26 protein-coding genes and 1 tRNA gene are annotated in these 24,396 nt (G+C 62.2%); 9 read left to right on the top strand and 18 right to left on the bottom strand.

The genetic code is table 11. The features are described from left to right. Positions 1-13 precede the first annotated feature (13 nt). The 3 genes from KBY85_RS04660 to KBY85_RS04650 form a co-directional block, all read right to left on the bottom strand. A complete protein-coding gene (locus KBY85_RS04660) occupies positions 14-1,321 on the bottom strand; it encodes a hemolysin family protein (RefSeq protein WP_254960413.1) in 1,308 nt (435 codons plus the stop codon). A 92-nt stretch (positions 1,322-1,413) separates the two neighbouring features. After that, positions 1,414-1,486 (bottom strand) — tRNA-Ile (locus KBY85_RS04655). A gap of 12 nt (positions 1,487-1,498) precedes the next feature. Next, positions 1,499-1,858: an Occludin/ELL family protein gene (locus KBY85_RS04650; RefSeq protein ID WP_315859968.1), complete on the bottom strand. Its 360-nt coding sequence runs from the start codon at positions 1,856-1,858 to the stop codon at positions 1,499-1,501. Between the two features lie 338 nt (positions 1,859-2,196). On the opposite strand from KBY85_RS04650, the gene pyrE reads away from it, so the two are divergent. Both pyrE and KBY85_RS04640 read left to right on the top strand, forming a co-directional pair. After that, on the top strand, positions 2,197-2,754 hold the full coding sequence (gene pyrE / locus KBY85_RS04645; RefSeq protein ID WP_254960411.1) for an orotate phosphoribosyltransferase: 558 nt from the start codon (positions 2,197-2,199) through the stop codon (positions 2,752-2,754). Beyond that, positions 2,751-3,692 carry a folate-binding protein YgfZ gene (locus KBY85_RS04640; RefSeq protein WP_254932097.1) on the top strand — a complete coding sequence of 314 codons (942 nt, stop codon included), beginning with the start codon at positions 2,751-2,753 and terminating at the stop codon, positions 3,690-3,692. Before pyrE ends, KBY85_RS04640 begins: the two co-directional genes overlap by 4 nt. A 32-nt stretch (positions 3,693-3,724) precedes the next feature. Here KBY85_RS04640 and KBY85_RS04635 read toward each other — a convergent pair whose 3' ends face one another. After that, the gene (locus KBY85_RS04635; protein ID WP_254932098.1) at positions 3,725-5,155 is read right to left on the bottom strand and encodes a TM0106 family RecB-like putative nuclease; all 1,431 of its coding nucleotides are present in this window, start codon (positions 5,153-5,155) and stop codon (positions 3,725-3,727) included. Positions 5,156-5,296: 141 nt separating this feature from the next. On the opposite strand from KBY85_RS04635, the gene KBY85_RS04630 reads away from it, so the two are divergent. Next, on the top strand, positions 5,297-6,766 hold the full coding sequence (locus KBY85_RS04630) for a phosphoglucomutase/phosphomannomutase family protein (protein ID WP_254960373.1): 1,470 nt from the start codon (positions 5,297-5,299) through the stop codon (positions 6,764-6,766). Between the two features lie 4 nt (positions 6,767-6,770). Continuing rightward, positions 6,771-7,379 (top strand): RdgB/HAM1 family non-canonical purine NTP pyrophosphatase, encoded by a 609-nt coding sequence (gene rdgB / locus KBY85_RS04625; RefSeq protein WP_254932100.1) that lies wholly within the window; start codon positions 6,771-6,773, stop codon positions 7,377-7,379. On the opposite strand, the gene KBY85_RS04620 is transcribed toward rdgB, so the two are convergent. From KBY85_RS04620 to KBY85_RS04565, 12 genes are all read right to left on the bottom strand, one after another. Beyond that, positions 7,380-8,933 carry a carotenoid oxygenase family protein gene (locus tag KBY85_RS04620; protein ID WP_254960372.1) on the bottom strand — a complete coding sequence of 518 codons (1,554 nt, stop codon included), beginning with the start codon at positions 8,931-8,933 and terminating at the stop codon, positions 7,380-7,382. Further along, positions 8,930-10,678, bottom strand: coding sequence for an ABC transporter ATP-binding protein (locus KBY85_RS04615; protein WP_254960371.1), 1,749 nt, complete (start codon positions 10,676-10,678; stop codon positions 8,930-8,932). Before KBY85_RS04615 ends, KBY85_RS04620 begins: the two co-directional genes overlap by 4 nt. After that, on the bottom strand, positions 10,675-11,808 hold the full coding sequence (gene lpxB, locus KBY85_RS04610; RefSeq protein WP_254960370.1) for a lipid-A-disaccharide synthase: 1,134 nt from the start codon (positions 11,806-11,808) through the stop codon (positions 10,675-10,677). Before lpxB ends, KBY85_RS04615 begins: the two co-directional genes overlap by 4 nt. Then, positions 11,801-12,820, bottom strand: a complete 1,020-nt coding sequence (lpxK, locus tag KBY85_RS04605; RefSeq protein ID WP_254960369.1) for a tetraacyldisaccharide 4'-kinase — start codon at positions 12,818-12,820, stop codon at positions 11,801-11,803. The genes lpxB and lpxK overlap by 8 nt, the downstream gene beginning before the upstream one ends. Positions 12,821-12,866: 46 nt before the next feature. After that, the gene (locus KBY85_RS04600) at positions 12,867-14,162 is read right to left on the bottom strand and encodes a glycosyltransferase N-terminal domain-containing protein (protein ID WP_254960368.1); all 1,296 of its coding nucleotides are present in this window, start codon (positions 14,160-14,162) and stop codon (positions 12,867-12,869) included. Beyond that, complete coding sequence (locus KBY85_RS04595) at positions 14,159-14,815, bottom strand: lysophospholipid acyltransferase family protein (RefSeq protein ID WP_254960367.1); 657 nt, start codon at positions 14,813-14,815, stop codon at positions 14,159-14,161. The genes KBY85_RS04600 and KBY85_RS04595 overlap by 4 nt, the downstream gene beginning before the upstream one ends. A gap of 82 nt (positions 14,816-14,897) precedes the next feature. Then, positions 14,898-15,098: a photosystem II reaction center protein J gene (locus KBY85_RS04590; protein WP_094559112.1), complete on the bottom strand. Its 201-nt coding sequence runs from the start codon at positions 15,096-15,098 to the stop codon at positions 14,898-14,900. Between the two features lie 30 nt (positions 15,099-15,128). Continuing rightward, positions 15,129-15,248, bottom strand: a complete 120-nt coding sequence (locus tag KBY85_RS04585; RefSeq protein WP_094559111.1) for a photosystem II reaction center protein L — start codon at positions 15,246-15,248, stop codon at positions 15,129-15,131. 21 nt (positions 15,249-15,269) lie between these two features. Then, entirely contained in the window at positions 15,270-15,407 is a 138-nt protein-coding gene (psbF, locus tag KBY85_RS04580) for a cytochrome b559 subunit beta (RefSeq protein ID WP_106632249.1), read from the bottom strand. A 3-nt stretch (positions 15,408-15,410) separates the two neighbouring features. After that, positions 15,411-15,659, bottom strand: a complete 249-nt coding sequence (gene psbE / locus KBY85_RS04575; RefSeq protein WP_106632248.1) for a cytochrome b559 subunit alpha — start codon at positions 15,657-15,659, stop codon at positions 15,411-15,413. Positions 15,660-15,769: 110 nt separating this feature from the next. Next, on the bottom strand, positions 15,770-16,792 hold the full coding sequence (locus KBY85_RS04570) for a photosynthesis system II assembly factor Ycf48 (RefSeq protein WP_193486237.1): 1,023 nt from the start codon (positions 16,790-16,792) through the stop codon (positions 15,770-15,772). Continuing rightward, the gene (locus tag KBY85_RS04565; RefSeq protein WP_241518273.1) at positions 16,792-17,166 is read right to left on the bottom strand and encodes a rubredoxin; all 375 of its coding nucleotides are present in this window, start codon (positions 17,164-17,166) and stop codon (positions 16,792-16,794) included. Before KBY85_RS04565 ends, KBY85_RS04570 begins: the two co-directional genes overlap by 1 nt. A gap of 149 nt (positions 17,167-17,315) precedes the next feature. Here KBY85_RS04565 and ndhC point away from each other — a divergent pair, with 149 nt between their 5' ends. From ndhC to KBY85_RS04550, 3 genes are read left to right on the top strand one after another with little or no spacing between them, the layout of a single operon-like run. Continuing rightward, positions 17,316-17,678 carry a photosynthetic/respiratory NAD(P)H-quinone oxidoreductase subunit C gene (ndhC, locus tag KBY85_RS04560; RefSeq protein ID WP_106632246.1) on the top strand — a complete coding sequence of 121 codons (363 nt, stop codon included), beginning with the start codon at positions 17,316-17,318 and terminating at the stop codon, positions 17,676-17,678. Positions 17,679-17,682: 4 nt separating this feature from the next. Next, complete coding sequence (locus KBY85_RS04555; protein WP_106632245.1) at positions 17,683-18,405, top strand: NADH dehydrogenase subunit K; 723 nt, start codon at positions 17,683-17,685, stop codon at positions 18,403-18,405. 20 nt (positions 18,406-18,425) lie between these two features. Beyond that, positions 18,426-19,001: an NAD(P)H-quinone oxidoreductase subunit J gene (locus KBY85_RS04550; RefSeq protein ID WP_254960366.1), complete on the top strand. Its 576-nt coding sequence runs from the start codon at positions 18,426-18,428 to the stop codon at positions 18,999-19,001. Here the strand turns inward: KBY85_RS04550 and yvcK are convergent. Then, positions 18,998-20,329 carry a gluconeogenesis factor YvcK family protein gene (gene yvcK, locus KBY85_RS04545; protein ID WP_254960410.1) on the bottom strand — a complete coding sequence of 444 codons (1,332 nt, stop codon included), beginning with the start codon at positions 20,327-20,329 and terminating at the stop codon, positions 18,998-19,000. The genes KBY85_RS04550 and yvcK overlap by 4 nt on opposite strands. 224 nt (positions 20,330-20,553) lie before the next feature. Between yvcK and KBY85_RS04540 the strand changes: the two genes are divergently transcribed. Together KBY85_RS04540 and KBY85_RS04535 are read left to right on the top strand one after the other, a co-directional pair. Then, positions 20,554-21,312 carry an ABC transporter ATP-binding protein gene (locus KBY85_RS04540; RefSeq protein WP_254932419.1) on the top strand — a complete coding sequence of 253 codons (759 nt, stop codon included), beginning with the start codon at positions 20,554-20,556 and terminating at the stop codon, positions 21,310-21,312. 4 nt (positions 21,313-21,316) lie between these two features. Beyond that, on the top strand, positions 21,317-22,243 hold the full coding sequence (locus tag KBY85_RS04535) for an MlaD family protein (protein WP_254932420.1): 927 nt from the start codon (positions 21,317-21,319) through the stop codon (positions 22,241-22,243). Here KBY85_RS04535 and KBY85_RS04530 read toward each other — a convergent pair. Next, positions 22,240-24,387, bottom strand: a complete 2,148-nt coding sequence (locus KBY85_RS04530; protein ID WP_254960365.1) for a magnesium chelatase subunit D family protein — start codon at positions 24,385-24,387, stop codon at positions 22,240-22,242. The two genes, KBY85_RS04535 and KBY85_RS04530, sit on opposite strands and share 4 nt — an antisense overlap. Positions 24,388-24,396 lie beyond the last annotated feature (9 nt).

Genomic DNA, 24,396 nt, shown 5'->3' with positions numbered 1-24,396 from the left:
CCCAGACCGCTGATCAGCCGCCCTCGGTGCGCTCCGGTTCGACGACTGGACGCTCGATCTGTACTCGCTCAATGCGCGGGCCATCCATGGCCAGCACCCGAAATTGGTGGCCCTTCCAGCGCAAACCTTCACCTGCCGAGGGAATGTGCTGCAAGCGCTCAAGCAGGAAGCCAGCAAGCGTGTGATGACCTTCCGCCTCAGGCAACTGCAGCGCCAGCTGCCTGTTGAGTTCGAAGATTTCCAGGTCCCCTGCCACCGACCAGCAGCCTTCGCCGAGTTTCTGCAGATCCTGGGCCGCCTCAAGGGAATCTTCTTCCTCTCCGACAATCTCGCTGGTGAGGTCGGCCACCGTGACCAGCCCCTCCGTACCACCATGCTCATCAACCACCACCAGCAGGGGCTGACCACTGCGAATCAGGGGCAGGAGCTCCGCCAGGGAAGTGCTCTCCTGCACCAGCGCCACGGGGGTGATGTAGGGAGCAAGGGGAGTGTCGGCACTGAGCATGCCCCTGGCAATGGGATCAGCAAGACGCCGCAGGTCAAGCACGCCACGCACGTCGTCGAGGGAGCTGCCGATCACCGGGAAGCGGGCGTGGGCGGTGTCATGAACCTCGCGCATCAGCTCGGCAAAACTCACATCCAGGGGCAGGGTGACCATGCCGGATCGGGGCACCATCACCTCCCGCACCAGGGTGTCCCTCAGCGAAAAGACTCCCTCCAAAATGTTGCGTTCGTCGGGCATCAGACCGGTGACGTTGCCGGTTTCGATCAAAGTTTCAAGCTCGCCAGCCGACAGGGCAGGCACCAGCTCATCCCAGTTACGGGGTAAGCCCAGCAGGTGCAGCAGCACACCGCTGCAACGCTCAATCAGGGAAAGCAAGGGGGCCAGATTGCGACTCACCGCAGCCAGCAACGGCGCCAGTCGCAGAGCCGAGCTTTCGGGACGATGCAACACCCAGGCCTTGGGTAGTAAGCCGCCCAGCACGGTGGCAAGCAAAACCAGTACAAGAAATAAACCGGCATCAAGCCAAACCTGGGGAATGGCTCCACCACCACTTTTGGCGGCCATAGCCATGCCGAGCTGTTCAGCCAAGCCGCGACCGGCCCAGCCCAATGCCACCAAAGCGAGCGCCGTACCCAGCTGGGTAGCCACCAGCACTCGCCGGAGCCGATGCTGCAGCTTGGCAACGGCTTGGGCACCGGGCTCACCCGCCTCCTGCAGTTGCTGCACCCGGCTAGGCCGCAGGCGAATCAGGGCGAATTCCCCAGCGGCAAAAAAAGCCAGCAGAGCCAGCAAAATGGCCAGCGCCAGGACTTGAATCACAGGAAGCTCCGCCAGGAGAGCCATCAGTGCCCTGACGATAGGGGTTGCTGGGCAATCAGACCGCAGGGGTTGATTGAACCAAGGTGAAATGGGGGTCCCGAGGATCGAACTCGGCTAAGGCGAATTATGAGTTCGCTGCATTCACCAGATTGCTAGACCCCCTCGCCAGCAGTGCTACCAGAGGCCGCGCACCGGAGCGCTGTAGCTGGCACCGCCATCCTGCCAGCTTGGGCCATCAGGCTGGGAGCCAGCGGATCCCAGGCTGCCGGAATAGCCGTTTGACACATCCCCCGTACGCCAGGGCATGGGATCACTCTGCTGCTGAAGTAACACTTGATAAGTATTTTCCACTGCCGTGCCATCCCAGATGATCGTTTGATCGGGGAAGCCGAAGCCCATCACCTTGGTGCCATCACCACCACCCATGGCGATGCCAAATAGATCGGTGATTTGATTGGTGAGGCTCACGCCGCGAGCAAAGGGTGCCGTGTAGCTGAAAAAGCGTTGCTCCATCAGCTGGGGCGTGGTCTGCACGACGCCACAGCGGGTAACTTCAACGGGTCCGGCAGCTCCCCCATTGAGTGCCTGCCCACCGCTGTTTGGGGCCTCCAAGGTCGTGGTACAAACCACTGGGCCCGCCGCTGCAGGGGTCGAGACCAAGGCTCCTACCAAAGACCAGGCTCCTACCAAAGAAAGTGCGCCTACGGCCAAACCCAAAGTGAACCTTAAGTTGGTGCCGTAAGCCATTGATCCCATCAGCCCAGGGCTGATCCTGTCGTGATGGTCGCAAACTAATCAACCAATCGAGAATGCACCAGATCTTGTCGACCGTTTCCCTGGCTGCCCCGTTATTCACTGCCAGCCCCGCAGAGATGCGCCTGGCCCTGCTTCCCCTGCTCGCCTCCCAGGCCTACCGCCACGGCAACTTCACCTTGGCCTCCGGGCGCAGCAGCCACCACTACGTCAATTGCAAGCCAGTCAGCCTCAGTGGTAGCGGCTTGGCCCTGCTCGGCGCCCTAATGCTCGAGCAGGTGGAAGCGGAAGCGCGGGCGGTGGCCGGCCTCACCCTGGGGGCAGATCCCCTGGTGAGCGCGGTGGCAATGATGGCTGCCTTGGTGGGCCGGGAGCTCAATGCTCTGATCGTGCGCAAAGAGGCCAAGGGCCACGGCACCGGTGCCTGGCTGGAGGGGCCGCTGCCTGAACCGGGAAGCACCATCACCGTGCTTGAAGACGTAGTCACCACAGGCGGATCTTCCCTAATGGCCGTGCAGCAGCTGCTTGAGGCTGGCTACACAGTGAACCGGGTAGTGACAATCGTGGATCGCCAGGAGGGGGGCGTCGAGGCGATGACGGCTGCCGGGCTCGAGCTGCGCAGCCTGTTTCTGCTGGACGAGGTGGCTGCCACCGCCGCGGACCTGGCCAACTCATGAGCTCCGATCCCTGGGGCTGGCAGCCCAGCGGCCCGTCTCGAACCGAACAAGCGGGCTACCTGATCCGCCTGGATGGCCCAGATTCGGGCAGATTTCTACACGGCCAAACCAGCTCGGCAATCGAAGGCCAGCAGCCCGGCAGCTGGATACCCAGCTGTTGCACCACCGCCACCGGTCGTCTGCGAGCCCTCGCTGAGGTGTTGGTGGATAGGGATGGGGCCTGGCTGCTGCTGCGCGGCGCTGATGGCACCGCCCTTTGGCAGGCCCTTGAGCGGGTGCTGTTCCCCGCCGATCGAGTGCAACTGGGTCCGGTAACTCCGGTGCGTTTGATCACGCCGCTTGGGGATGGCTGCGACGCCCTGCCCCAGGTTGCTGATGGGAGCTGGATTTCTCTAGAAGATGGCAGCGGTTGGTTGCTGGGCCGCCAGTTGGTCCTGCTGACAAACGCCGAGCTGCCCGCCTGGCTAGCCGATCGAGCGCCCCTGCCGGCCAGGGAGCAGCAGCGTTGGCGCATCCAGCAGGGGGTGCCGGAGGCCCCAGGTGAGATCAACGACGACACCAACCCCTTCGAAGTAGGGCTTGCCGACCGGGTGAGCCTCAGCAAGGGCTGCTACGTGGGCCAGGAAACCCTGGCCAAACTCGCCACCTACGACGGCGTTAAACAACAGCTGCGGCGCTGGTTCTGGCGCGGAACCCAGGATCCTGGAGAGCCAGGCACAGTCTTGACGGGCGGCGAGCCCAGCAGCCCCCGGGCGGGTCTGATCACCTCCAGCCTGGCCCTGGAAGATGGCCTCTGGATTGGCCTAGCCCTGGTGCGCCGCCAGTCGCTTCAACAAACCTGCCTGCGCGCCGGCCCCGATCCCGATGGCGCGCTGCTGGAGCTATCTCGCCCGCCAGCCTGCGTTGATCCACCGGTCGGTGCCGGCCGTAAATCCTGAATCTTCAGTCCTGAATCTGAAGTCCTGAAGCGTTAGGGCTGAGCCAGTAGCCAGCGCACCACTGCCCAGGTGGCCAGGCTGTCATCGCGGTTGTAGAGAAATATCCGCTGCAACTGATAGCGACTGGCCTGGCCCCGGCTACCGCCTTGGCGGTGCCATTGACGCCACTGGCGCCACCAAAGCAGGCAGCGGGCCCCATCTACCCCTTTCTGGCTCCAGGCAAAGCCCAGCCAGCCGGCCACCGTCTTGAGCCCGTAGCTGCTCACCGGCAGGCGCCAGTGGCGCCGCAGCCGGGCGTGCACATCCAACATCCTGCCCCGCAACCGGGCCAGCTCAGCCTCACTGGCCCCCTGGCGCTGGGCCAGGCGCACCAGGCCAATCACCTCGGTTTCGCCGTAATGCAACACCGGCCAATCGGGATAGCGGGCAAGCAAACGCTGCAATCGCTGCCAGAGGCGCTGCTCACCATGCTCCTGCAAGGCCAGCAGGGGCTGGTAGCGGGCGGACTGCTCTAGCCAGCCCCCCGCCCCGTCGCTCTCCAGCACCACAAAGCCGTGCAGGAAATCATCGCGGGCATCGGGATCGGATTCGATGTCGTAGAGCAACACACCAGGTGCTGCTGCCAACTCGGGCAAGACCGGCCCACGGCCAAGGCGCTGCGGCAGGCCAGAGGCCTGCACCCGGGCCTGGGCCACCAACTCAGCGGCAATCTCGCGGTGCTGCTCTCCGTAGGCGGCTAGGGCCTCGGCCAACAGCTCTGGATCGCGGGCAGCCAGGTCCGGCAGGCTGGTGACCCCCTGCTCCAGCAACATCTCGCGGCGCTTACCGCCGATGCCACTCACCTCGCTGAGATGCCCCATGGCGGCGGCCTCCTTATCGCAGACGCCTCGCCAGCTGCACAGGGTGCACTTTTTGCGATCGCTCACCAAGGGCGGTGGCGTGGACTGGGCAAGATCAGCGGCGAGACGCTGCAGGCTCTCATCGAGCTGGTGCTGCAGGCCGCTAGCCAATGCCAGGCGCTCCCGCTGCAGGAACCTGCCTTCACCGGCCACCACCAGACCATGGGGCACTGGTGCCTGCTGGTGCTCCGCCAACAGGCGCCCCCAAAGCGCCAGCACCACCCGAGCTTCGCGGGTTAGCCGTCGCCCCTGGCGAGCCAATACCGGCCGGTATGCATAGGCGCCCCAACGGCTTTGGCCAGCGATGCGCTCCAGCAGGGAGGGATGGGATTCCAATCGCACTCCCTGGGGACCAGCCCCCCGCAGCCGCAAGCCCACCACCCCAGCCGCCCCTGCGGCGCAGGCCGCCTCGCCGTGGCCCGGCCGCTGGGGCAGCAGGGTCTGAAAGCTGCGCAGCTGGTCGCTCAAGGCCAGAGCCCGGTGGGCATTCCACTGCCGCTCGCTGGCAACCCCAAAGCGATCCAGCCAGGCGCGGCGCCTGCATCGCAGCCAACTGCGCAGCAAGCGATCAGTGAGAGCCGGCTCGGGCCCTGAACATTCAATTTGGGGCCGGGAAGTCAATGCTGGCGTCCACAGACCCCGACGCTAGGGCTGGAGCGCCGCCGGCACCGCAGAATTGCCCCAGCTCGGCATGCCCCACCCCCCATGGCCTCAGCCCCCCTGCCCCTGGAGGCCAGCCCGATCGCCTTCGGCACCGATGGCTGGCGCGGCATCCTCGGCGTGGACATCACCCTGGATCGACTGCTGCCGGTAGCTGCCGCTGCAGCCCGGGAGCTGGCCCACTCCGCCCCCGAAGGCCTGAAAAGCCGCGAGGTGGTGATCGGCTACGACCGCCGCTTTCTGGCGCCCGAACTAGCTGAGGCGATCTGCAGCGCCGTTAGAGGTTGCGGCCTCGAGCCCCTGCTTTCGGCCACAGCCACACCCACCCCTGCCAGCAGCTGGGCCGTGGTGCAGCGCCAGGCCCTGGGCGCCCTGGTGATCACCGCCAGCCACAACCCGCCGGAGTGGCTCGGCTTGAAAATCAAGGGACCGTTCGGCGGCTCGGTGGAAGGTGACTTCACCCGCCGAGTTGAAACCCGCCTGGAAGCCGGTGGCATCACCGTGCCGATCCCGGGCGACCCCCAACGCTTCGATGCCCTGGGCACCTACGTGGCGGGCCTGCAGACCAAGGTGAACACTGCGGCCCTGGCGGCAGGCCTAGAGCGCCTGGGGCTCACGGTGATTGTCGATCCAATGCACGGCTCAGCAGCCGGTGTGCTGCCGGCCCTGCTGGGCGATGGGGCCAGATCCAGTGGCGTCATCCGCGAAATTCGGGCAAACCGGGACCCCCTATTTGGCGGCAACCCTCCCGAGCCCCTGGCCCCTTACCTGCAGGAATTGATCACGGCCGTAACCGCCAGCACCGCAGCTGGCCGGCCCGCCATGGGGATCGTGTTTGACGGCGACGGCGACCGCATCGCCGCCGTGGATGAGCGCGGCCGCTTTTGCAGCACCCAGCTGCTGATGCCCCTATTCATCGACCACCTGGCCCGGGCCCGCCAGCTGCCGGGCTGCGTAATCAAAACCGTAAGCGGCTCCGACCTAATGCAACTTGTGGCAGAAGGCCTGGAGCGCCAGGTGCTGGAAAAGCCCGTGGGCTTCAAATACATCGCGGCAGAGATGCTGAGCGGCGAGGTGCTGGTAGGCGGCGAAGAATCAGGCGGCGTGGGCTTCGGCATGCATCTGCCAGAGCGGGATGCGCCCTTTGCAGCCCTGCTGCTGATCGAAGCGCTGGTGGAGGGAGGCCTGCCCCTGGGGGAGCGAATCGATGCCCTGCAGCAGCGCTGCGGTGGGGCCGCCGCCTACGACCGACTCGACCTACGCCTGCCAGACATGGCAGCCCGCGAGCGGCTCGAAGCAAAGCTGGCCGCAGCACCGCCCAGCGAGGTGGCCGGCAGCCCCGTGCTGGAGGTGATCACCACCGATGGGGTGAAGCTGCGCCTGGGCCCCAGCCACTGGCTGATGCTGCGCTTCTCCGGCACCGAGCCGCTGCTGCGGCTCTACTGCGAAGCTCCCAGCGAAGCCCGGGTGGCTGAGGTGCTGGGCTGGGCCCGCCAGCTGGCGGAATCGGTCTGACGCCATGCACACAACAGATATGGTCTGCTCACCCGTCACCAAGCTGGTGATCGCCAGCGGCAATGCCGGCAAGGTGCGCGAGTTCCAGCACCTGCTGGCCGGACTCAACCTGGCAATTGAGGCCCAGCCCGATTGCTTGGAGGTGGAGGAAACCGGCAGCACCTTTGCCGAGAACGCGCGCCTCAAAGCGGTGGCCGTGTCCAGCGCCACCGGCTGCTGGGCCCTGGCCGATGACTCAGGGCTGAGTGTGCATGCCTTAGGCGGCGCGCCAGGCGTGCACTCAGCCCGCTACGCAAGCAGCGACGCAGCCCGTATCGCCAGGCTGCTGCAAGAACTGGAGGGCGCTACCGACCGCAGCGCCGAGTTCAGCGCCGCCCTGGCGGTGGCCGATCCGAGCGGCAGCGTGCGGCTGGAGGTGGAGGGCCGCTGCGCCGGCCTGATCCTGCCAACGCAGCGGGGTAGTGGGGGCTTCGGCTACGACCCCGTGTTTTTTGTGCCGCACACGGGGCTCACCTACGCCGAGATGGACAAAGGCCTCAAAAGCGAGATCGGCCACAGGGGCCGGGCTTTTGCCCAGCTGGAACCCCAGCTGGGCTCCCTGCTGGGCAGCTGATCAGGCAGTTGCAGACCAACTGCCGTGCAGCCCATAGGGAATGGCGAGGGGAAGCTCGAGCACGGCTTGCTCTGTCATATCGGCAGCGTTGAGGATCACCAGATCCGTAGCGCAGCGAGCCCCGTTCCAAACCGGCACCAACACCCAGCCACTATCTTCTGCGGGACTGTCTTCTGCAGCACTGTCTTCGGCAGAGTTGTCTTCTGGTGAATCACCAGTTAGGCGGGGCACCATCACCGGTTCGGTGACAAAACCGCGGGGGGCCGCACTCCAAACCAGGCGTTCGCCGGTCTGCAAGTCGAGCTTCTCAATCGCCTGGAGCGGATCATTACCCCGCTCCCGCTGCGCTACCGCCATCCAGGCGAAGCGCGCGTTTAGGCCATGCTTTGCCGGATTAACCATGGCGAACTCACAGCAGCGCTGCTCCAGCCACTCGCTCCGCACCGTGCCGCTGCGGGGGTCTATCCGGCAACGGCGCAACTGCCCCTCAGGTATCGAGTCGAAATCGATTTCGCGGTAGTCAACCTCCGGGCCAATCGAAGGGAAATCGTCGTAATAAATCGAATCCACCACCACCTCGCCCGTGGCCGGATCCTCAAAGGCATTGAGGTGGTGGAAGACAAAGCCTTCAGGAGCAGGAAGCAGCAGCGGGCGGGCGCCAGCGTGATGACCCGGCTGGCGAGGCACCAACCAAAACTGGCCGGCCTCTCCGGGCTTGGAAGCCAGGCATTGGGCCGCCCCCTTCTGCCCGAGCACAAACGGCAGGGGGTTAAACGCCACAGCGTTCTGCAGAAACACAGCCCAGCTGGGTGTGATCGCAAAATCATGCAGGAAGGCAAAACCCTTGAAGCTGTGGCGACTGTCAGCCACCAGATCGCCGGCGCGCACACCATCTGGCTGGTCTGCGCTGGCAAATTCCATCAAGCGAATGGTGCTGGTGGGGCCCGCCTTGACGCCGAAGGTGACCATACGGGGCTCGCCGTGGTGACCTGGATCGAAGCGGGGGTGGGCGCTGAAAGCTTCTCCTGGCTTGAGCAGACCCTCAAGCCGCGAGAGCCCCCTGGTCTCAAGGGTGCGGGGATCAAGGGCGTGGGGCTCGGCCGCTTCCCAGAGCGCCAGCAGCTGGTCACCCAGCTGCACCACATGGGTGTTGGCGATGTTCTTAAGGCGCAGATCAAAAGCATTGGCGAGTGGCCCTCCGGGCTTCTGAGTGCCGAAGACCCCCCGGTAAACGAAGCGACCGGCCTGCTCCTCTGCTAACCAGCCCTCGGTGCGAACAAAGCGGTTGGTGAGTCGGGCTTGCCCCCCTTCAAACCGGAAGGCGCTGATCATGCCGTCACCATCAAATGGGTGATGAACCCACTGGCCACCCCGCTCGAGCCGACCTGGCCCATTGCGGAACAAAGTGCCCTTGAGCTCAGCCGGGATCGTGCCGCGCACGGGCTCTAAGGGAACGTCGCTTAGTTCAACACCGACGTTGCGAAAGGCGCTGGACCAATCGTGGCGCTCATAGGCGGGCTGAAAACCGGTGGGCTGAGAGGCGGCAACTGTCATCCTGGCGATCCCGCGTCAGCGTTTGCGAATTGTGTCGAAAATAGGTCGGCATAAGTGCCGCCGCGAGCCAGCAGGGTGGCGTGATTTCCCGACTCAACCACTCGGCCACCCGAAATCACACAAATGCAGTCGGCATTCACCACAGTGGAGAGGCGATGGGCCACCACCAAGGTGGTGCGGTCAGCCATCAATCGGTCTAGGGCTTCTTGCACAACCTGCTCAGAGGCTGAGTCGAGGGCAGAGGTGGCCTCGTCCAGAAACAGCAAGGGCGCATCCTTAATTAATGCACGCGCAATTGCAATTCGCTGACGCTGGCCGCCAGAGAGCATCGTGCCGTTTTCTCCAATAAGGGTGGCATAGCCCTCGGGCAGTTGAATAATGAAATCATGAGCATTTGCAGCCCTTGCAGCAGCCTCAATTTGGGGCGACGAAGCCGAAGACAAGCCATAGGCAATGTTGTTAGCAACAGTGTCATTAAAAAGAAATGTATTTTGATCAACAACTGAAATCAAGGAGCGCAACGATGCCAGAGAAAGCTGGCGAATATCAATGCCATCAATTGATATAACTCCTGAGCTGGGGTCGTAAAAGCGACACAATAAGTCAATTATGGTACTTTTACCGCCACCACTAGGCCCAACCAATGCGACAGTCCCGCTGCAAGGCAGCTCTAAAGATAAGTCATCGATAACCAGTTCATCGCCATAACCAAAACAGACATTCCTGGCCACAAGGCCTTCAGAAACACTGTTTAAGGACTGGGGGCTGGAAGCCTCAGGAGGCTCAGGCTTAGTATCGAGAATATTGAATAAATCACTGGCGGCAGAGACACCTTGCTGCAATATAGAATTAGATCTAGCAATCCCCTTAAAGGGCGCATAACAAAGATAGAGAGAGGTCAAAAAGGCAAAGAAGTTACCAGTGGTACGCGTGCCAGCAATTACGTTTTCACCGCCATATACTAAAACTGCACTAAAGCCAATCGCACCTATTACTTCCATTAATGGCTGATTGGCAAGCTTGGCCCGAGTTGTCTTCAGAGCAGCCTTTAAAACCGTTTGATTCTCTTGATCAAACCTCGACAACTCATAGGCCTGCATACCGAAGATCTTGACCACCCGCAAGCCGATTACCGACTCCTGGAGGAATGAGGCCAACTTGGCCAGACTCAGCTGCCCTTTACTAGAGTGACGTCTGACTTTTTTGGAAGAATTAAGAATCGGCAATATAGCCAGCGGGAAAAGAATGAAAGCGATCAACGACAGCAGCCAATCTTGATAAAAAGCTACGCAAACCAGAACTATCAGGGTTAGGGAATCTTTAAATATAGACGAAAAGCCGTCAACAATTCCACTCTTGACGAGTGAAACATCAGTGAGCACTCGAGACACCAACACGGTGGAGGAATTGCGATCCACGTAGGACTGGGGCAAATCCAATATTCGCTCAGCAAGTTGATGGCGCAAGTCAGCCGTAATTGACTGACCAACGGCCTCAGTCAGATAAGATCCTAGATATTGAGATACCGCCCTAAGCACTATCACCACAAGTATAACTACGGGCGCCAAATACAAACGACTTCGATCGCTCGAAGGCAAAATATCATCAAAAAGGTAGCGAATTACCAATGGCACAAAGCCGGTTGACGCGCCATACAGAAAATTAAAGAATAGGGCTAGAGAAAAGCCCGGCCACAAATGGCTGCGTCCATAAAAGGCCAGCCTTTGATAAATTTGTGTGCTCATTTAAGCAAGCCTACTAATTCATCGGCCGCTCGCCTGGATGCCCCAGGGGGGCCCATGGTTGCCTGCAACTCCTGCACAGATTGATTAAATAGGGCCCGATCATGGTTGAGGCTCCGCAGGGATCTCACAATTTTGTCAGCCGTCACGTGCCTCTGAACTAGCTCGGGAAACAACTGGCGCCCGAGAATAACATTGGGTAGGCCCATTGAGCGCTGGCCAATTACCAGCCTGGCAATCAAATAAGTAAGCCAGGAGAAGCGATAAAGAATCACATGGGGACAACCCAACAAGGCCGCCTCGAGGGTGGCTGTGCCAGAGGCGATCACACCAGCATCGGCAGCATGCAGCAGGTTATGGGCGTCGCCATCAACCAGGGGAACCGGCAGTGCCTCTCCACCATTCGCCTGCTCTAAATAGGAACGATCGATGGTGGGCGCCTTCAGTAAGACAACCTGCCAACCATCGAGTTTGAGCTGGTTGGCAGCTTTCAGCATGGCGGGCAAAAGCATCCGCACTTCAGCCTGGCGACTGCCAGGCATCAACACAAGCAAGGACTGCTCCAGAGATAACCCATGGCGAAGCCGCGTCTGCTCACGGGAGCAACTGACTTGGAGCTCATCTACTAGTGGATGGCCCACATAGCGAGCAAAGTCGCGGCCATGGGAATTAAAGATGGGCTCCTCAAACGGGAAAATTACTGCCAGGCGCTCAATTAGCCGCTCCATCTTTTTGGCCCTTCCCTGGCCCCAGGCCCAAACCTGGGGCGCAATGTAGAAAAACACAGGGATGCCGCGCTTCTTAGCCTCCTTAGCCACAAACATATTGAAGCCGGGATAGTCAACCAGCACCACCACATCCGGGCGATGGTTATCCATCTGATGCTTCAACAACTCCATCACGCGGTGGTGACGGCGAAGACTACCGATGATCTCCACCAAGCCAACCGCAGAAAGCACTCGCACGTCGGCCAGGATGTCGATGCCGCAGGCGCGCAGTTGGTCACCGCCCACCCCTGCTATCTCTACCCCCGGCACTTGGCGCTGCAGCTCGCGCACCAAGAAGCCGCCATGGAGATCTCCCGACGCCTCACCTGCCACAAACAAAACCCGCCGCCGTCCCAGATCAACCATGGAACCGAACATTCGACAGAGCACAAAGACGCTGATCCAGCCAATTCAGTAAGGGCGCCAGACTGGCACTGTCCACCTGAAGCGGCACCAAGCTCACAACCTGGCGATAACGGTGGGGCAGGCGTTGACCATCCTTGACGGTGGTGACCAACCGTGCGCCATTGGCATGGGCCAAATCCAACAAACCCTTCAGGTCTGATCCAGCATAAACGTGGTGATCCGGGAAGGATTCCGTTGCCACCAGCTGGAGTCCGCAGGCCCGCAGAGCTGAAAAAAACTTCTCCGGCAAGCCGATACCGCAGAAGGCCACCAGACGCTCCTGCTGGAGCTGGGGCGGCGGCAGTAAACAGAAGCGCACGGCAAAGCGTGGCTTGTGGCTCGGCCAACCCACGGGAACAGGCGGCAACGGCTCAACAGGCTCTGCACCGGTGAACACAAGCCCATCGGCCCGGGCCAATTGATCCAGGGGCTCGCGTAGCGGGCCCGCCGGAAACACCAGACGGTTTCCCAGTCCGTGCTTTCGATCCAGCAGGGACAGGTCCAAATCACGGCCCAAACGCCAGTGCTGCAAACCATCGTCCAGCAAGATCACAGTGGCCCCAGCCGCCACTGCCAACGCCGCACTCCGGCAGCGGTTCGAGCCCACCCACGCCACACCATCCCCGAGGCTTTGGGCGTACTCCAGGGCCTCATCCCCCACCTCCGCGCAGGAGCTGGTCGCAGAAACCAGGCACGAGTTTCGGCGCCGGGTGCCATAGCCACGCAGCAGCACCGCCACCCGCCAGCCGCGCTTCCCAAGGCCCTGGGCCAAGGCAATCCCCAGAGGGGTCTTGCCCGTCCCCCCCAGGGTGAGGTTGCCTATCGAGAGCACCGGCACCGAACAACGCCAAGGGCGAGTACCGCGCCGGTGCAAAGTCACGGCGCAGCCATAAAGCCAGCCCAGTGGCCAGAGCAGCCAGGCCTGCCAGCCACGGCGGCGCTGATACCAAAAATGCGGCGTAGTTAATGGCATTAGATCATTGGCATCTCATTAATTGCATCGAATCAGCGGCAGTGCATCAGCGGCACTCTTCAGCGGCACTGCTTGAGCGGCACTGCTTCAGCAGCAGTGAAGCAAGCAGCTGGGAGGGGCCGCGCAAGCGCAGGCCCTCCCCACGCCGCTGCGGCAATGGCTGAACCAGCAGGGGCAGGGCAGCCGCCAGAGCTGCTGCCACATCGGCGCACTGCTGGAGGCAGCCAGCCGACAGCAACGGCTCCAGCAGGTCAGAAAAGTTGGCCATATCGGGGCCACAGAGCACGGGACGACCCAGGGCCACGGGCTCCAGGGGGTTCTGGCCACCAAGGGCCCGGCCCTGCGGATAAAAACTACCCCCCATCACCACCACGGCCGCTGCGCTGATCCAGGTGCCCATCTCGCCAATTACATCAGCCACAAGCACATCGGGGTTAGGAGCCAAGCCCCCGCCAGCCAGGTCACTCCAGAGCGCCGCCGACAGTCCCAGCTCCCGCGCCTGTGCAAGCACCTCCTGGGCCCGCTGGGGATGGCGCGGTGCCAACAGCAGTCCAAATGGGCGCTGCGTCAGCTTGTTTTCCACCCAGGCTTCAATCCATTGCCGTTCTTCACCGGCATGGCTGCTGGCCAGCAGCAGCACCGACCTGCCGGCAAACACCTGCTGCACCAGCTCAAGATGAACGCTATTGACCGGCGGCAGATCGGCATCGAGCTTGGTGGAGCCCAGGGCGCGCACATCGCGGGCCCCCAGACGCCGAAAACGCTCGGCATCGTCCTGGGACTGGGCCAGGCATACCTCCACCCGCGCCAGCAACCAGCCGGCATAAACAGGGAACCGCCGATGCCGCAGGTAGGAGCGTTGGCTCATGCGGGCATTGATCAAGTGCAGATGGGGCATCGCCTGCACCAGCTCAGGCCAGAGCTCTGCCTCCGCCAAAACCCCCAGACAGGGCCGCCAATAGCAGCGAAAGGGCAACAGGGCCAGCCAATGATCTATCGGCACGAATTGGTGTATCGCAGCAGGCGGCAATACCCGGTCAGCCAGGGCGGCGGAGGTGCGTGTCACCGTTGTCACCAGCAGCACTGGCGCTCCAACACCCTGATCCAGCGCTCGCAACACGGGCAACAGGCTGTTTAGTTCGCCCACACTGGCGGCGTGAAACCACAGCAGCGGACCAGCTGGGCGGCGGCGGCTGGGCCAGCCCAGGCGCTCCCCCAGCCTGCGGGGATCCTCCTTGGCCTTGGCCAGGCGGACCAGCAACAAGACCAGCCAGAACGGGGTCAGGCCAAGGGAGAGCAGTCGATAGAGCCCCAGCAGCAACCAGGCCTTAGCTCGCTTCACGGGCACTCACCAGCCAGGTCGGCCCCATGGCGCAATCGCTCCGCCAGCAGCTCCTGGCTATCCACCAAGCTGTTGTGCAGCCATAGCGGCTCGCCCAGCTGCACAACCACTCGCGACAGGGGCAAGGGCAACACCGACCGGTCCCAGGAGCGCAAGCGATAGCTGCGGGAGCAGGAAACAGAAACCGGCACAATCGAGCAGCCCGATTGCTGGGCAAGATGAATCACCCCACTTTTGACCAACTCAGCCGGACCCTTAGGCCCGTCTGGGGTGATACAAACAGGCTGGCATTGCTGCAGAGCCCGGCGCAGGAAGTGATAGGCCTGCAGGCCACCACGGGTGGAAGAACCCTCCACCACCTCCAAACCGCGTAAGCGCACTGCCACGGCAACGATCTGGCCATCCCGATGGCTACTGAGCAGAACAGCCACCCGGCGCCGATCAAAGCGACGCAATAGGGGTATAAAAAAAGCGTGGCGATGCCAGAGGGCATAAATCACTGCGGCCCCCTGTTCCTGAACCAACCGATAGGTATCGGGATGGGCCTGAATGCGGATCCGCGAGGTACGCACAAACAGCTCCCCGTAGCAATTGAGCGCAGCGCCGGCAAGGCTGGCCAGCAGTCGGTTATTGAGCAGGGTTCGTTTTTTCACCAAAACGGCCCATCAAAAAACCCTACAGATCTGCCGAAAACGGCAATTCTGCAGGGAATCACGAATCAGATCGGAAGCCAACTCAGGCGGAACCAACGCCCACGTATGAGCCGTAGAAAAACAGCCCAACAACAAAAATTACTGCCATACCGCCAGCTGTTGCGACCAGCCACAGGGGCAAAACCCCTTCGGTCCAGCGAGAGCGCCAAGCAACTGCAGGACGACCATCCGGCAGACGATCTGGAATCCGGCCATCAGGCAGGTTGGACTTCTTGCCGCTCATCGGGAGCTCTCCGGGTTACGTGAAGAGGGGTCAGTTAAAGAAATAACTTGAAAAAAGGATGCCGATCGTGAAAACGAACAACAAGCCCAAAAACAAGCTGGTGCGGTTTAGTTCAACCGGCAAATTATTGGGATTAGGAGAGCGTTGCATGGCTGACGAGCGATTACCGACTCAGCGGCGGACAAATTGCATAGCCGCAAGACATCCCAGGAAAAAGACCGTGGGAACGCCGAGGGCATGCACCGACAGCCACCGAACCGTGAAGATCGGATAGTTGCGGGGAGTGGTGGAAACAGGTGCTTGGGTCATGGCTTATTGCAAGCGCTGGTCAAGTTGGGTCTTGCCCTCGTAACGCCGACTCACCACTGGAGCTTTGCTTTCCTGAGCCTGAAAATAGGCGTCAGGGCGAGGGGTCCCAAAGGCGTCATAGGCCAAGCCCGTAGAAACGAACATGAAGCCGGCCAAAAAGATGGCGGGCAGGGTAACCGCATGGATTACCCAGTAACGAATGCTCGTGATGATCTCGAAGAACGGGCGTTCTCCTGTCGAGCCGGCAGCCATAGCAACAAGCGTTCAGCTCAATAATCTTAAGGGTGAGCCGGGGGATGACGGGGCCGGAATGGCGCCTTGGTTACAGAAGTTGGCGACCGCAGCAGCTGGACGGGGCGGGATCAGCCCACCCAGCGCAGCAGGGATCCCCGTTCACCAAGCACGAAGCCCTTGCCATCTGACTTAAAGCTGATGCGGGTGAAGTTGGAGGGCTGCTGGGCGCCCACCGGATCTTTCTGCCAGCTTTTGCCACCATCGCTGGACATCAACAAGGTGCCGCTGCCGCCGCCTGTCCAGATCGAGCCATCAGGAGCCCAGGCCATGTCGAGATAACCGAAGCCATTCGTGATCGGCACCACCGCCTTGCCCCACTCCTCAACGTTGCTGGCATCTGGGTTAAAGCGGATCTGGGCTCCACGGGCCAACATCCAGAGGGAGCCGTCGGGCTGGAAGCCCATCGACTGGAGCCGCTGGCTGCTCATGCGTTGGTGGGGCTGCCAGGTGCCATCCCCTGGCTTCCAAGTGGAGAAGAAATTGCCCAGTCCACTGACGCTTACATAACGACCATCGCCAAAGCGGCGCAGCTCCCGCACGGCCCCGGCAGCGTCATCCACATCGGCTTGCCAATTGGTGCCGCCATCACGGGTTTGATAGATCGCTCCCACATTGGTGGCCAGCTCGGCCTGATCTGGCCCCAAAGCCGTGATCAAGTACGGCTCACCTGGCAGCTTGGTATCCAGGAAAAGACGGCTCCAGTTTTGGCCCCCGTCCGTGGTGTGCAGCAACAAACCAGGCTGGCCGGCAATCCAGCCCTCATCGCCGCGGAAATCAAGGCTGATCAAACGGAAGTTTTCCTCTTCCGGCAGATCGAGGGCCCGCTCAGCCCAGCTGGCACCGCCATCGTTGGTTTCCAGTATCAATCTATTGCTACCCACCAAGAAGCCGTGGCGGTCATCGGTGAAGGCCACATCCAGGGGATTGGCCTTTGTGGCCAAAGGCACTGCTTGCCAGGGGCTTGCGGCTGCCACAGGCAACCCGGTGGTGACACAGCCGGAGAGGCCAAAGCCCAGCCCAGCAACGAGCAGCAAGCTCACTAGGGGCCGCATTAGGGCCTGAAGCTTGCGGGACAGGGGAAGACTGGTCATCAGCGCAGGGAGTAGAGGGAGAGGAAGAAGGCAAAAGCCAAAGCGAAGCCCCCGAAGATCAAGACATTCTTCTGGCCTGGGGTGAGCTTGTTGACGCCCAACCCGAAGTTGAGGTTTTCTTCGAAGCCGCTGGGCTTGTTGCGGGGACCGATGTCCTTAAAGGCCCCCACCCGACTGCGGCAGACGGGGCAGCGGAAGCCGATCGGATCAAGCTGGCTAAATGGCGTACCGGGGGCGATGGCCAACTTGCGCACCCCCTCATCCGGGTCGTAGACGAAACCGCAGCTGCGGCATTCAAATCGGTGCGTATCTGGATCCTCCACTGGATCCACTGACAGCGCCTCTTCCGCTTGAGGGCCCGGCTCGGCCTCCATGACCTCGCTGGGTTCGCTGGCTTCGGGCTGGGGCCCAGGCACTTGATCAGAACTCATCCCTGGGCCTCAGGTGGTTCAGTCACTTTATCGGTGCCACCCCAGGGCCCGGGCACAGATGCCAGACTAACCGGCAGGTTGGTATGGCTCGCATGTTCGTGCTCTCCGGCTACGACGCTTTTGTTGGCTTCCTGCTGATTTCAGCGGCGGTGCCAGTGCTGGCGTTGCTGGCCAACAAATTGCTGTCACCCCAGAGCCGCAAGGGCGAGCGCGAGCTCACCTACGAATCGGGCATGGAGCCGATTGGCGGCGCCTGGATTCAATTCAATATCCGCTACTACATGTTTGCCTTGGTCTTCGTCATCTTTGACGTGGAGACCGTCTTTCTTTACCCCTGGGCCGTGGCATTTCACCGCCTTGGCCTGCTGGCCTTTATCGAAGCCCTTATCTTCATCGCCATCCTGGTAGTCGCCCTCGCATACGCCTGGCGCAAAGGCGCCCTTGAGTGGAGCTGAACCCATGACCAACACACCCTCAATAGAAGCTTTAAAGGATCTGCGGGCGGCTAGCTGCAACCCGGTTGGCACGCCAACGATCACCTCGGATCTCTCCGAAAATGTCATCCTCACCACCCTGGATGACATTCACAACTGGGCGCGCCTCTCGAGTCTCTGGCCCCTGCTTTACGGCACGGCTTGCTGCTTCATCGAATTTGCCGCCCTGATTGGCTCCCGCTTCGATTTCGACCGCTTTGGTCTAGTGCCCCGCTCTAGTCCACGCCAGGCGGACCTGCTGATCGTGGCCGGCACCGTGACCATGAAGATGGCCCCTGCCCTGGTGCGTCTCTATGAGCAGATGCCTGAGCCGAAATATGTGATCGCCATGGGCGCTTGCACCATCACCGGCGGCATGTTTTCCGCCGATTCCACCACCGCCGTGCGGGGCGTGGACAAGTTGATACCCGTAGATCTCTATCTACCCGGCTGCCCTCCTCGCCCGGAAGCAATCTTTGATGCGGTGATCAAACTGCGTAAAAAAGTGGGCAACGAAGCCTTGGTCGAGCGCGGCAATCTGCAGCAATCGCACCGCTATTGCACGGTCTCCCACCAGATGAAAGCGGTGGCCCCGATCGTGAATGGTCAATACTTAGCAGCCGAAACCCAAAGACAGGCCCTAGCCGCCGCCAGCTCCCTTCCCATGCCCGCACCAGCTGCGGCCATCCCTGCACCAGTCGAAGCCTGAGCACCTCCTCCACGCCTGCCATGCCTGACGCAATCCAAACCAACGCCGGCAACAACTCCAGCAGCACGGCGCTTGAAACCCCGGCTCCCGGCGCGGTTGGCAGCTGGCTTTCCAGCCAGGGTTTTGATCATGTTGCGCTTGGCAGCGACCATCTCGGCATCGAAATGCTCGGCGTGGAAGCGGTGTTTCTGCCCGTAATAGCTACGGCCCTCAAAAGCCAAGGGTTCGATTACCTGCAATGCCAAGGGGGCTACGACGAAGGGGCAGGTGGCCGGTTGGTGAGCTTCTACCACCTGGTCAAGCTGGCAGCCCTTTCAGATCGCTGTACTGCTGGAGTGATGCCCCCAGGGGAAGCCCCTGAAGAAGTGCGCATCAAGGTATTTCTGGAGCGCGACGGCGATCTCACTATTCCCACTCTTTATGGCCTGTTCCGCGGTGCCGACTGGCAGGAGCGGGAAACCTTCGACATGTACGGCATTCAGTTTGCTGGCCACCCCCATCCCAAGCGGCTGTTGATGCCGGAAGACTGGAAAGGCTTTCCGATGCGCAAGGACTACGTGCAGCCCGATTTCTACGAAATGCAGGACGCCTACTAGGACGCGGAGCCGCTGCCCCTCTGGTGATTACGGTAAAAACGCATCACCGCTAGGGCGACGCTGCGGGGATCGTGGCGCAACGTGGCCGTAGGCCTAGCCCCTTGGAGCGGTGCCAACATCACTTCGTAGCCCTGGCGGCGCAGCTGGCGCGTGTCACAGGCCACCGGCTCGGCACCCTGGTGCCGGTAATGGTCAATCAAGGCGGAATCGCCCAGATCTTCCTGGGCGAGCACGGCGGTGAATAGTCGCTCCTCCACCCCGAGGCTGGCCAATTGGGCCTCAAGGGCCCGCAAATGTCCCTCTACATCGAGCCCATCGGTTTCGCCCGGCTGGGTCATCAGGTTGCAGATGTAAAGGCGCGGTGCCTTGCTGCGACGGATGGCCTGCACCAGCTCGGGTACGAGCAGGTTGGGCAGCAATGAGGTGTAAAGGCTGCCCGGGCCAAGCACGATCAAATCGGCATTTGCGATGGCTTCCAGGGCTCGGGGTAGGGCCGGAGGTCGCTCGGGCGTGCAGCCCAACCGCACGATTGGGCTGGAGGCGTGGCCAATCTTCGACTCGCCTTCGATCCGTTCGCCGTTCTCAAGCTCAGCCCACAAACGCACGTCGGCGTTGGTGGCGGGCACCACCTGCCCCTGCACCGCCAACACCCTGCTGCTGGCGGTGATGGCCGATTCCAGATTGCCAGTGATCGCCGTGAGGGCTGAAAGGAATAAGTTGCCGAAGCTGTGGCCCTCCAGACCGCTACCGGCCTTGAAGCGGTATTGGAACAACCGGGTCAGCAGGGGTTCCTCCCGAGCCAGGGCCGCCAGGCAGTTGCGGATGTCGCCGGGAGGTTGCACGCCCAGCTCCCGCCGCAGCACCCCGCTGCTGCCGCCGTCATCGGCAACCGTGACGATGGCCGTGAGATTGCTGCTGTAGCGCTTTAGTCCACTGAGCAGGGTGGAAAGGCCGGTGCCGCCGCCAATGGCGACGATGCTTGGGCCGCGGTTGAGGCGCCCCTGAGCCAGCAGGGCATCCACTAACAATGTGTCCTTTTCCGGGGCCAAAGCCTGCTGAATGGAACCGAAACTGCGGCTCTGGCCCAGCCAGATCAGCACAGCTCCAACCAGCAACACCAACGGCCCCGTGAACTTGCGAGGCAACACCCCGGTGACCTGAGCCAGCAGCCATTGAATACTGGAGAGCATCCAGTAGATCGGCTGCAAATCGGCCCACACCGCCGCGCCGAGCAGGGCCACCAATAACCCCAACCCGGAGGTGAGCACCCAGCGCTTCACCACCAGTCCTGGCTGCAACCAGCGGGCCGCTCGCCGGGAGCGACTCATCAGGTCCTTGCGGCGCAGATCTCCGCGGCCCAGCCAACCCGGTTTCGGCAGCGGTCGGCGGGAGCGCCGCAATCGAGAGACCGGAGCGGAGGAGCGCAAAGGGCGGGGGAGGACGCTGCCGCAATTGGCTGAACTTTAAGGAGTGCCATCGGCACCGCAAACAGCGAGGATGGAAACTTCTTCATAGGCCCCCTCTGGCTTCCTCAGCACCACCGCTGGCCGCAATGGAGAACCTCAGCGTGCGCTGGGGCAGCCGCTGCATCCTTAACCAGGTAAATCTGCAGATCGCCGCCGGCGAGCGCCTAGTGGTGGTTGGGCCTTCCGGAGCGGGCAAGTCAACCATCCTGCGTCTGCTGGCAGGACTGCAGCTGCCCAACAGCGGCAGCTTGAGTCTCCATGGCATCCCTCAGACCTATTTGCGCCTAGATCAGCGTCAGCCTCAGGACGTACGGCTGGTGTTTCAGAACCCGGCCCTACTTGGCTCCCTAACCGTGCGTGAAAACGTCGGCTTCCTGCTCTATCGCCACGGCCGGCTAGCTGAACGAGAGATACGAGAGCGAGTGGGCGCAGCACTGCATGCGGTGGGGCTTCAAGGCATCGAGGAGCAAATGCCTGCGGAGCTCAGCGGCGGCATGCAGAAGCGGGTCAGCTTTGCCCGGGCCCTAATCGACGACCCGGCCAAGCCAAATGAACAGATGCCCCTGCTGCTGTTCGACGAACCCACGGCCGGCCTGGATCCGATTGCTTGTACCCGAATCGAAGATCTAATCGTGCGCACCACGGAAGTAGCTCGGGCCACCTCTGTGGTGGTGAGCCATGTGCACAGCACCATCGAACGCTCTGCGGAACGGGTTGTGCTGCTGTACGACGGCCAATTCCGCTGGAGCGGCACGGTTGAGGAATACCGCAGCTGCAGCGATCCCTACGTGGTGCAGTTCAGGAGCGGTAGTCTGCGCGGACCGATGCAACCTGCGGAGCTCTGAATCCATGCGCCGCAGCATCCGCGAAGCAGTTGTCGGCTTCTCCCTGTTAGCCGCTATCGGCAGTGCCGTAGGTCTCTCCTTCTGGTTGCGCGGCATCTCCCTAAGCAGGCAAAACTGGAGCGTCAAAGCCAGCTTCGCCGAAGCATCTGGCCTGGCAGAGCGCTCACCTGTGACCTACAGAGGAGTTTTAGTTGGCAGCGTGCGGCGCGTAACCGTGACACCCGAGGCGGTGGTTGCTGAACTGGAAATCAACCATGCCGATCTGAATCTGGCTCGGCCTACAAGGGCGGAGATCGGCGAAGCCTCCTTACTAGGTGGTGAAGCCGAAGTTGCTCTGATCAGCAGCGGCCCGCCCTTGCCGCCAGGCTCTGCCAACCCTCGCTCCAAGGCCTGCAACACGACCGTAGCCATTTGCAATGGCTCCTCGATCGAGGGAATCCAGGGACCAAGTCTGACCAGCGTGACCACGCTGATGCACAAGATGCTGGTGGAAACAGACCAGATGAAACTGCTCAGCAAAGTCTCAACCGCGGCCAGCAGCTTCGATCGCACCGCCAAGGACACTTCCAACTTCATGAAGGAAGGCCAGTCCCTGGCCAAGGAGCTCGAATCGACGGTGAAAGCGGCCCAGCCCACGATCACCAATCTCAACAGCAGCACTGACCACCTGCGCCGGATTATCGCCGCCCTAGACAATCCCCAGACCCTGAAGGATCTGAAGGCCACCGTCAGCAATGCCGAGCAGCTCACCGCCAAATGGAATTCAGTTGGGGGCGATGTGACCAAACTCACCGACGATCCCCGCTTCATGGACGGCATCCGCAGCGTGGCCGTGGGCTTGGGCAAATTCTTCGATGAGCTGTACCCGGCCCAGACCGACGTCGCCCGAGACAAGGCCGCCCGAGAGAAGGCCACGCAGACAAAGCCCTAAATCCCGTTGATCGCCTCCATGGCGATGGCAGCGATGGCCTGATCGCTGGCCTTGGGTAGTTGCACGTACTTGCCGCCGGCCGCCTCAGCCAGGTCCTTGCCCATGCCGCTGCCGATGAACTTGCGCTCGGTATCGATCACCAGCAGCTTGATGCCTAGGGCCCGGTACTTGCTGGCCACCTGCTTCACCTCCTCCTTGAGGTCCACCGGCTCCTCGCCCTCCAGCTGGGGTTGACCCAGGGAGCGGCTGAGGGGCACGTTGCCGCGGCCATCGGTGATCGCTACCACCACCACCTGGCCCAGATCGCCCGTGGCCAGAGCGTTGGCCCCCACCCGGGCGGCCTGGGAGAGCCCGTGGGCCAGGGGTGAGCCGCCGCCGCAGGGCATCGCCTCAAGACGCCGGCGCGCAGCGGTGATCGAGCGGGTGGGGGGCAGCAGCACCTCGGCCTGCTCGCCGCGGAAGGGAATCAGGGCCACTTCGTCGCGATTTTCGTAGGCCTCGGTGAGCAAGCGAATCACGGCCCCCTTAGCGCTCTGCATGCGATTGAGAGCCATCGAGCCGCTGGCATCCACCAGGAAGATCACCAGGGCACCGGCCTTGCGCTGCAGCTGTTTGGCGCGCAGGTCACCGTCTTCCACGATCACCTTGCGATGGGGCTGCCGCTCACGGCGAGATTTCTGATAGGGGGCGGCCGCCCGCAGGGTGGCATCGACAGCGATGCGCTTCACCGGGCCGCGGGGCAGCATCGGCTTCACATAGCGGCCGCGGGAATCGCTAAACACCACCGCCCTGCTGCCACTGCCGCCCGTTTTGGCCTTGGCCGAGGCGAACAGCAGCAGATCCGGATCGATGGCGATGGCCTCAGGATCCAGCAAAAATTCCTCAGGCACCTGGGGCGGCGCCTGATCTTCAGGACTGTCGTCTTGGGATTCGTCTTCTTCAGGTTCGTCGTCTTTGGGACTTTCGTCGTCTTGATCGTCTTTGTCTTGCTCGGGCTCCTGCTCGTTCTCAGGCTGATCGGGATCCTCCGGCGGCTGCTCCCCCTGGGGCGGTGTCTCCCCCTGGGGCGGTGTCTCTCCCCGGGGCGGCGACGGGGGTTCAAGAGGCTGGTCGGGATCGGGGGGCGGCATTTGCAGGGCACGAGGTGCAATCACCAGGCGCACTGCTACTTGAAGGTCGTCGGCCTCGACTCGATCTCGGCCGCTGAGGGCTGCATGGGCCCGGGCCACCCGCACGGCATAAAGCTCGCTGCGATGGCCCTCGACCCCACCCCGCAAAGCCTCATTCACCAGATAAACGATCTGCTCGCGGGCAATCTGCACATCCGGTAGCCACTGCCGCGCCAGCAGCAGCTGGGTGGCCAGGGCATCGGTTTCCTCCTGCCAGCGTGCACCGAAATCGGTGCTGGATTCGGCCTGATCCATCGCCGAGCGGGTGATTTCCACCCGCTGCTCAAGCTCCAGCACCTGATTGGCACTTAGGCAGATGGCGAAGCGATCGAGCAGGTGATCGCGCACCGGCCCCTCCTCAGGATTGAAGGTGGCGATCAGCAGGCAGCGACAAGGGTGGCTAAGGCTGAGGCCCTCCCGCTCGATCCGGTTTTCGCCGCTGCCCACCGCCGCCAACAACAGGTTTGTGACGTTGTCGTCAAGCAAGTTGAGCTCGTCGACATAGAGCACACCCCGATGGGCTTCAGCCAGCAGCCCTGGCTGAAAAACAGCCTGGCCACTGGTCAGCGAAGCCGTCACATCGACCGAGCCCACCAGCCTGTCTTCGGTGATGCCCAACGGCACCTGCACAAAGGGCGCCGGCACCACTGCGGTGGGCAACAGGGCGCTGGTAGCTACTCCCGTGGGATCGGCACCCAATTCGGTAAGCCGAATGCAGGTTGCCTCGTCCCAGTCATCGGGCCTCTGGGGATCGATGTTGAGGGCCTGGCCGCCCACATCAAGCACGTCGATCGGCGGCAGCAGGGCATGCAGACCGCGAGCCAACACCGACTTGCCAGTGCCACGACCACCGGCGATCACCACCCCGCCCAGGCCTGGATCGACCGCGGCCAGCAGCAGGGCCAACTTGAGGGTGCCGTGGCCGGTGATGGCGGCGAGGGGAAAGGCCCTACTGGCAACTCCGCTTGCAACCATGGGAGGGCT

It is taken from the genome of Cyanobium sp. BA5m-10, from assembly GCF_024346255.1.
Lineage (GTDB): Bacteria > Cyanobacteriota > Cyanobacteriia > PCC-6307 > Cyanobiaceae > Cyanobium_A > Cyanobium_A usitatum.
This window is presented reverse-complemented; position numbering and strand designations above follow the sequence as displayed.